Annotated in this window: 7 protein-coding genes; 4 read left to right on the top strand and 3 right to left on the bottom strand. The window is 32.9% G+C overall.

Features of this window, described 5'->3' with window-relative positions; genetic code table 11:
* From Q0075_RS12960 to Q0075_RS12950, 3 genes are all read right to left on the bottom strand, one after another.
* A partial coding sequence (locus Q0075_RS12960; RefSeq protein WP_297869877.1) for an ATP-binding cassette domain-containing protein occupies positions 1-248 on the bottom strand: 248 nt, incomplete at its 3' end.
* A gap of 96 nt (positions 249-344) precedes the next feature.
* Complete coding sequence (locus tag Q0075_RS12955) at positions 345-1,169, bottom strand: class I SAM-dependent methyltransferase (RefSeq protein WP_297869876.1); 825 nt, start codon at positions 1,167-1,169, stop codon at positions 345-347.
* Between the two features lie 93 nt (positions 1,170-1,262).
* On the bottom strand, positions 1,263-3,125 hold the full coding sequence (locus Q0075_RS12950) for an ABC-F family ATP-binding cassette domain-containing protein (RefSeq protein ID WP_297869875.1): 1,863 nt from the start codon (positions 3,123-3,125) through the stop codon (positions 1,263-1,265).
* 102 nt (positions 3,126-3,227) lie between these two features.
* Between Q0075_RS12950 and Q0075_RS12945 the strand changes: the two genes are divergently transcribed.
* The 4 genes from Q0075_RS12945 to Q0075_RS12930 all read left to right on the top strand — a co-directional run.
* Positions 3,228-3,431, top strand: a complete 204-nt coding sequence (locus Q0075_RS12945) for a hypothetical protein (RefSeq protein ID WP_291108352.1) — start codon at positions 3,228-3,230, stop codon at positions 3,429-3,431.
* A complete protein-coding gene (locus Q0075_RS12940; RefSeq protein ID WP_297869874.1) occupies positions 3,428-3,730 on the top strand; it encodes a type II toxin-antitoxin system RelE/ParE family toxin in 303 nt (100 codons plus the stop codon). Before Q0075_RS12945 ends, Q0075_RS12940 begins: the two co-directional genes overlap by 4 nt.
* The gene (locus Q0075_RS12935; RefSeq protein WP_297869873.1) at positions 3,730-4,848 is read left to right on the top strand and encodes a glycosyltransferase family 2 protein; all 1,119 of its coding nucleotides are present in this window, start codon (positions 3,730-3,732) and stop codon (positions 4,846-4,848) included. The genes Q0075_RS12940 and Q0075_RS12935 overlap by 1 nt, the downstream gene beginning before the upstream one ends.
* Positions 4,849-4,932: 84 nt before the next feature.
* Positions 4,933-6,143, top strand: a 1,211-nt coding sequence (locus Q0075_RS12930; RefSeq protein ID WP_297869872.1) for a dihydrolipoamide acetyltransferase family protein, incomplete at its 3' end; no start/stop codon positions are given.

The following is a 6,143-nucleotide window of genomic DNA, read 5'->3' as shown; positions in this document are numbered from 1 at the left end:
CCTGCCAATTCATCGTCTTGCATTTCACTCACGTGTTTTCCGTTCAAAATGTAAGTTCCAGAGGTTGGTGTATCCAAACAACCTAAAATATTCATCAAAGTGGATTTTCCAGAACCCGAAGGTCCCATCAATGCTACATATTCCCCTTTATTGATTTCTAAATCGATGCCTTTTAATACATACACGATTTCGTTTCCTAAAGGGAAATCTCTTTTGATATTGGTTATTTTGATTAACGGATTTGCCATAATGAAATTTTAATTTAGACTCTCGACTTCGCTCGAGAAGACAACATTGTTGATAAATTACATTAATAAGTAGAAAAAGAAAGGAATTTGTTACAACTAAAAACGAATTCTTTCAAACAAGTGCGAACTAATCGTTTTGTTCGGATTGATGATGAAATGTTCCTTTTGTTGTTCGGCTCTAAAAAACACGATTCCCCATTGAAAGGTGTCAATTGTCACCGAAACTTTTGGATGATTTTTTATGATTTCCCAAGCTTCTTCCATTTCGGCTGACCAATGGATATCATCGAAAATCCAAACCGATTCATTTGAAATTGTTGGAAGTAAGGCTTCAAAATAAGCTAAAGTCGCTTTTTTGGAATGGTTGCCATCGAAATAAATTAGGTGATGGGTGATGGGTGATGGGTGAATGACTTTGAAATAGCTTGAAAATTCTGTATTGACAAATTCAACGTTTTGAAAATTTGAATTTTGCCCTTGTAATTGAATTTGTGCTTGCTTTTGCGTATTCGGACAACCTTCTAAAGTGATAATGTCCGAATTTTTATTTCCCAATGAAAGTGCAGAAGTCGCTAACCCTAAAGAAGTTCCAATTTCTAAAATGCTTTTGGGTTGAAAATAGCGAACGATTCTAAAAAGTAATTCTGCATTTTTTGGAGTAATTCCAGCAGTTTGTGCAATTTTTGAAATTTCTCTTGTATTCGATTTAAAAACTCTTGAACCTGCACCAAAATCGGTAACTTCAATTGTGTTTTTATTTTCTAAAAGCGATTTTCGATACGATTTTAATACTTCGTATTCTGGATATTTGGTAGTATCATAAAAACATTTCGTAACCAAATCAAACACAAATGGCGAATGCACTCCATGTTCGTTTTTGGAATTAAGAAGGAATTTTAGGTATGATTTGATTATAGTCACAGTTTTCAGTCACAGTTTTCAGTCACAGTTTTCAGTCACAGTTTTCAGTCACAGTTTTCTCTGCACACTGCGACTGCGACTGAATACTAATTATTATTCCATTTTCGAACTTAATTCAAACCATTGTTCTTCTTTTTCTTCTAAAGATTTGATGATTTTTTGTAATTCGTTTGCTTTGGCTTCAATTTTATCATCTGAAACTTTTCCGACGGCGAATTCTTGTTCGATTTGTTTTTTATTGTATTCTAAATCTTTGATTTCTTTTTCAATTTTATTGAATTCCTTTTGTTCATTGAAACTCAAACCAGTTGAAGCCGTTTGCTTTTCTTTCCAATTTGTTTTTTCAGTACTTACCGAATTCAAAACTTTAGGTTCAGCCGAATCTTCATACGCTCTAAAATCCGAGTAATTTCCTGGGAAATCTTCAATTTCACCTTCACCTCTAAAAACGAATAAGTGATCCACAATTTTATCCATGAAATATCTATCGTGACTCACAACCAATAAACATCCTGGGTAATCTAAAAGGAAACTTTCTAAAACGTTCAGCGTTACAATATCCAAGTCATTCGTTGGTTCATCCAAAATCAAAAAATTTGGATTTTGAATTAAAACCGTACATAAATACAAACGTTTCAATTCGCCACCACTTAATTTTTCTACGAAATCGTATTGTTTTTTGGCATCAAATAAAAAGCGTTCCAATAATTGAGAAGCCGAAATAATTTTTCCTTTCGTTAACGGAATATATTCGCCATATTCTTTGATGATATCGATTACTTTTTGTCCCGGTTTTGGATTGATTCCGCTTTGCGTGTAATAGCCAATTTTTATCGTATCACCAATAATTACTTTGCCCGAATCAGGTTGAATGGTTTGAGTTAAAATGTTTAAGAAAGTCGATTTTCCTGTTCCGTTTTTTCCAATGATTCCAATGCGTTCACCTCTTTGAAAAGAATAGCTGAAATCTTTTAAAATGGTTCGGTCAGGGAAATTTTTATTCAATTTTACCATTTCGATAATCTTGCTTCCCATGCGTTCCATGTTGATTTCCAACTCTACCACATTTTCCTTTCTTCGACTTTCGGCAACCTCTTTGATTTTATAAAAATCATCTTGACGTGATTTCGATTTGGTAGTTCTAGCTTTTGGTTGACGTCGCATCCAAGCCAATTCTTTTACGAATAAATTCTGTGCTTTGTCAATACTTGCGTTTTCAGAAGCTAATCGTTCTTCTTTTTTGGCTAAGTAATAAGAATAATTCCCTTTGTATTGATAGATTTTTCCATTATCTAATTCGATGATTTCATTACAAACACGCTCCAAAAAGAAACGGTCATGCGTCACCATAAACAACGTAATATTTTCTTTTGCAAAATAATCTTCTAACCACTCAATCATCTCTAAATCCAAGTGATTGGTTGGCTCATCTAAAATCAATAAATCGGGTTTGCTAATCAAAATAATAGCTAACGAAAGACGCTTTTTTTGTCCACCCGACATGTTTTTGACTTTCATTTTCAAGTCTTCCAACTTCAGTTTGTACAAAATTTGCTTGAATTGCGTTTCAAAATCCCAAGCGTTATGGCGGTCCATATCATCAAAAGCTCTTTGATAAGCTTCTTCGTCATTCGGGTTTTCTAAAGCTTTTTCGTAGCGTTCAATTACTTTCAGAATTTCATTATCCGAAGCAAAAATATTTTCTTCAATGGTTAATTCATCTTGCAAATTATTGTTTTGCGACAAAAATGCCATGTTAATCTCTTTTCGAATAATAACTTGACCAGTATCGGGCTCGTCCAAACCATTAATCATGTTCATAATGGTGGTCTTTCCCGAACCGTTTTTAGCGATAAAAGCTATTTTTTGATCTTTGTTAATTCCAAACGAAACGTTGTCAAACAAAACACGTTCGCCATAAGATTTTGAGATATTTTCGACTGATAGGTAATTCATTCTTATAATTTAGAATTCTGAAGTTAGAATTTAGAAGTGCAAAAATAGTTTATTGTAATTAAAGATTATAGATTATTTCTTAACTTTGTGAAAATGCATTTTATGACTTCCAAAAAGAAAAATAAAATAGAAGAACCAATAGAAGCTTACGAAGTAACCGCAAAGAGTGAGGCTACTTCCGAAGAATTACATCCTGTTTTGGTTCAATTACTTGAAAAATCCATCAAAGAAATTGAAGAAGGAAAGACATTCACACACGAAGAGGTTATGCGAATGACTAAAGAAAAATATCCATTTTTGAAATGAATTTTAAAGTAATATGGACTTCAACTGCTAAAAATTCATATCATGAGGAAATTGATTTTATTTATCTCAAATGGAATTCAAAAGAAGTTGTTAAGTTCGAAAAGCTTGTTGTTCAAGAAATAGAAAGAATAGTTTTAAATCCATTAATTGGTAAAATAAGTTATAAAGATTTTTATTCTTTGTCAATATCTAAACAAACGACATTATTTTACAAAATAGATAAAGATTCAAATATAATTGAGTTGTTATTGTTTTGGAATAATTTGAAAAATCCCCAAGATTTAATTTCACTTTTATAATGCAACTATCCGTAATCATTCTCAATTATAATGTGCGCTATTTTTTAGAGCAATGTGTGCTCAGTGTTCAAAAAGCATTGGAAGACATTGATGGTGAGATTATTATCATTGATAATGCTTCGTCAGATGATAGTTGTGAGATGATGAAAACCAAATTTCCGCACATCAAACTCATTGAAAACGCAGCTAATTTAGGTTTCCCAAAAGGAAATAATATAGGGGTCGCTCAAGCGAAAGGCGATTATGTTTGTATTTTGAATCCAGATACTGTGGTTGCGGAGGATACGTTTTCTAAAATACTGAACACTAAAAACTGGCAACTAAACATTGGTATTATTGGTTGTAAATTAATCGATGGCGCTGGAAATTTTCTTCCCGAAAGTAAACGTGGTGTTCCAACTCCTTGGGTGGCTTTTACCAAGATTTTCGGATTGTATAAAATTTCGAATTATTTCGGAAAATATTACGCCCAACATTTATCAGAAAACGAATCAGGAAAAGTGGATATTTTAGTTGGAGCTTTTATGATGATGAAACGCGAATTGTATCTCAAAGTTGGTGGTTTTGATGAAAATTGCTTTATGTATTCGGATGATATCGATTTGAGTTATTTAGTTTTGAAAACAGGAAAATCGAATTATTATTTTCATGAAACTTCGGTGATTCATTATAAAGGAGAAAGTACCGTTCGCGATGGAACCTATATGAAACGTTTCAGAGAAGCGATGCAATTTTTCTATAAAAAACACTTCAATAAATCATGGTTTTTTGATGTGATGATGCAAGTGGGAAGTTTTGTTTTTAGTCTTTTGAAGAAGAATCAACAAAAGAATGAAGTTCGAATTATTGAGGAATACGTCATTTTTTCAAAAGGGAATTTAAGATTAAATCTTCCTCAAAAAACAACTTATTTGTCTGATTTTAATCAATTTGTAAATCAGCAACAAAAAAACATTGAAATAATATTTGATACGACTACTTTTAGTTTTGCTGAAATTATTACTTTTATGCAGTTAAATAAGAGTAAAAATCTAAGTTTTAAGAATTATATTTCGAGTTCGAATTACCTAATTGGAAGCAATAATTCGAATGATAGAGGACAAATAATTTTGTTGTAAAAAATTATTGAATTCTTGGAAAAACGAACGAAAAATTAGTATTTTTGCAAACCAAATACAAAAACACAACTTTAGTTTAAAGATATGGCAAAGTTTGAATTGAAATTACCTAAAATGGGTGAAAGTGTTGCAGAAGCAACAGTTACTAACTGGTTAAAAAAAGTTGGTGATAAAATTGAAATGGACGAAGCAGTACTTGAAATTGCTACTGATAAAGTAGACAGTGAAGTGCCTTCAGAAGTTGCAGGAACACTTGTTGAAATTTTATTTAATACCGATGATGTAGTTCAAGTGGGACAAACAATCGCTATTATCGAAACCGAAGGTAGTGCAGTTGCATCAACTCCAGAAGTTAAAGCAGAAGCGCCAGTTGCAGTTGCAGAAGTAGCTAAGGCTGTAGAAGTAGCAAAAGAAACTGTTGCTCCAGCAGATTTTTCGGGATCAGAAAAATTCTTTTCGCCTTTGGTTAAAAATATTGCAAAAGAAGAGGGAATATCTTTAGCAGAATTAGAATCTATTAAAGGTTCTGGTAAAGATGGCCGTGTAAATAAAGAAGATTTATTAAATTATATCAAAAATAGAGGAAGTCAGCCTGTTGCTCAACCAGTAGCAAATGCTCCTAAAGCAGAAGCTCCAGCTGTAATTTCTCAACCTGTAGCACAAGCTGTTCCAGTTTCTGTAAACGGTGGTGATGAGATTGTTGAAATGGACAGAATGCGTAAGTTGATTTCGAAATACATGGTAGAATCGGTTCAAACTTCGGCTCACGTTCAGTCATTTATTGAAGTTGACGTTACTAACATTGTAAAATGGAGAGATAAAGTTAAAAATGCTTTCGAAAAGAGAGAAGGTGAGAAGTTAACTTTTACGCCAATTTTTATGGAAGCGGTAGCAAAAGCATTGAAAGATTTCCCAGGAATGAATATTTCAGTTGATGGTGAATTTATCATCAAGCGTAAAAATATTAACTTAGGAATGGCGGCAGCGTTACCAAACGGAAACTTAATTGTTCCTGTAATTAAAAATGCAGACCAATTAAACTTAGTTGGGATGGCAAAAGCAGTTAACGACTTAGGAAACCGTGCAAAAGCTGGAAAATTAAAACCAGACGATACTCAAGGTGGTACTTATACAGTTACAAACGTAGGAACTTTTGGTTCTGTTTTTGGAACACCAATTATCAACCAACCACAAGTAGGTATTTTAGCTTTAGGTGCTATCAGAAAAGTGCCTGCAGTTATCGAAACTCCAGAAGGTGATTTCATTGGAATCCGTCAAAAAATGTTCTTATCGCA

Origin of the sequence: uncultured Flavobacterium sp., assembly GCF_937967675.1 — a bacterium.
Taxonomy (GTDB): Bacteria; Bacteroidota; Bacteroidia; order Flavobacteriales; family Flavobacteriaceae; genus Flavobacterium.
This window is presented reverse-complemented; position numbering and strand designations above follow the sequence as displayed.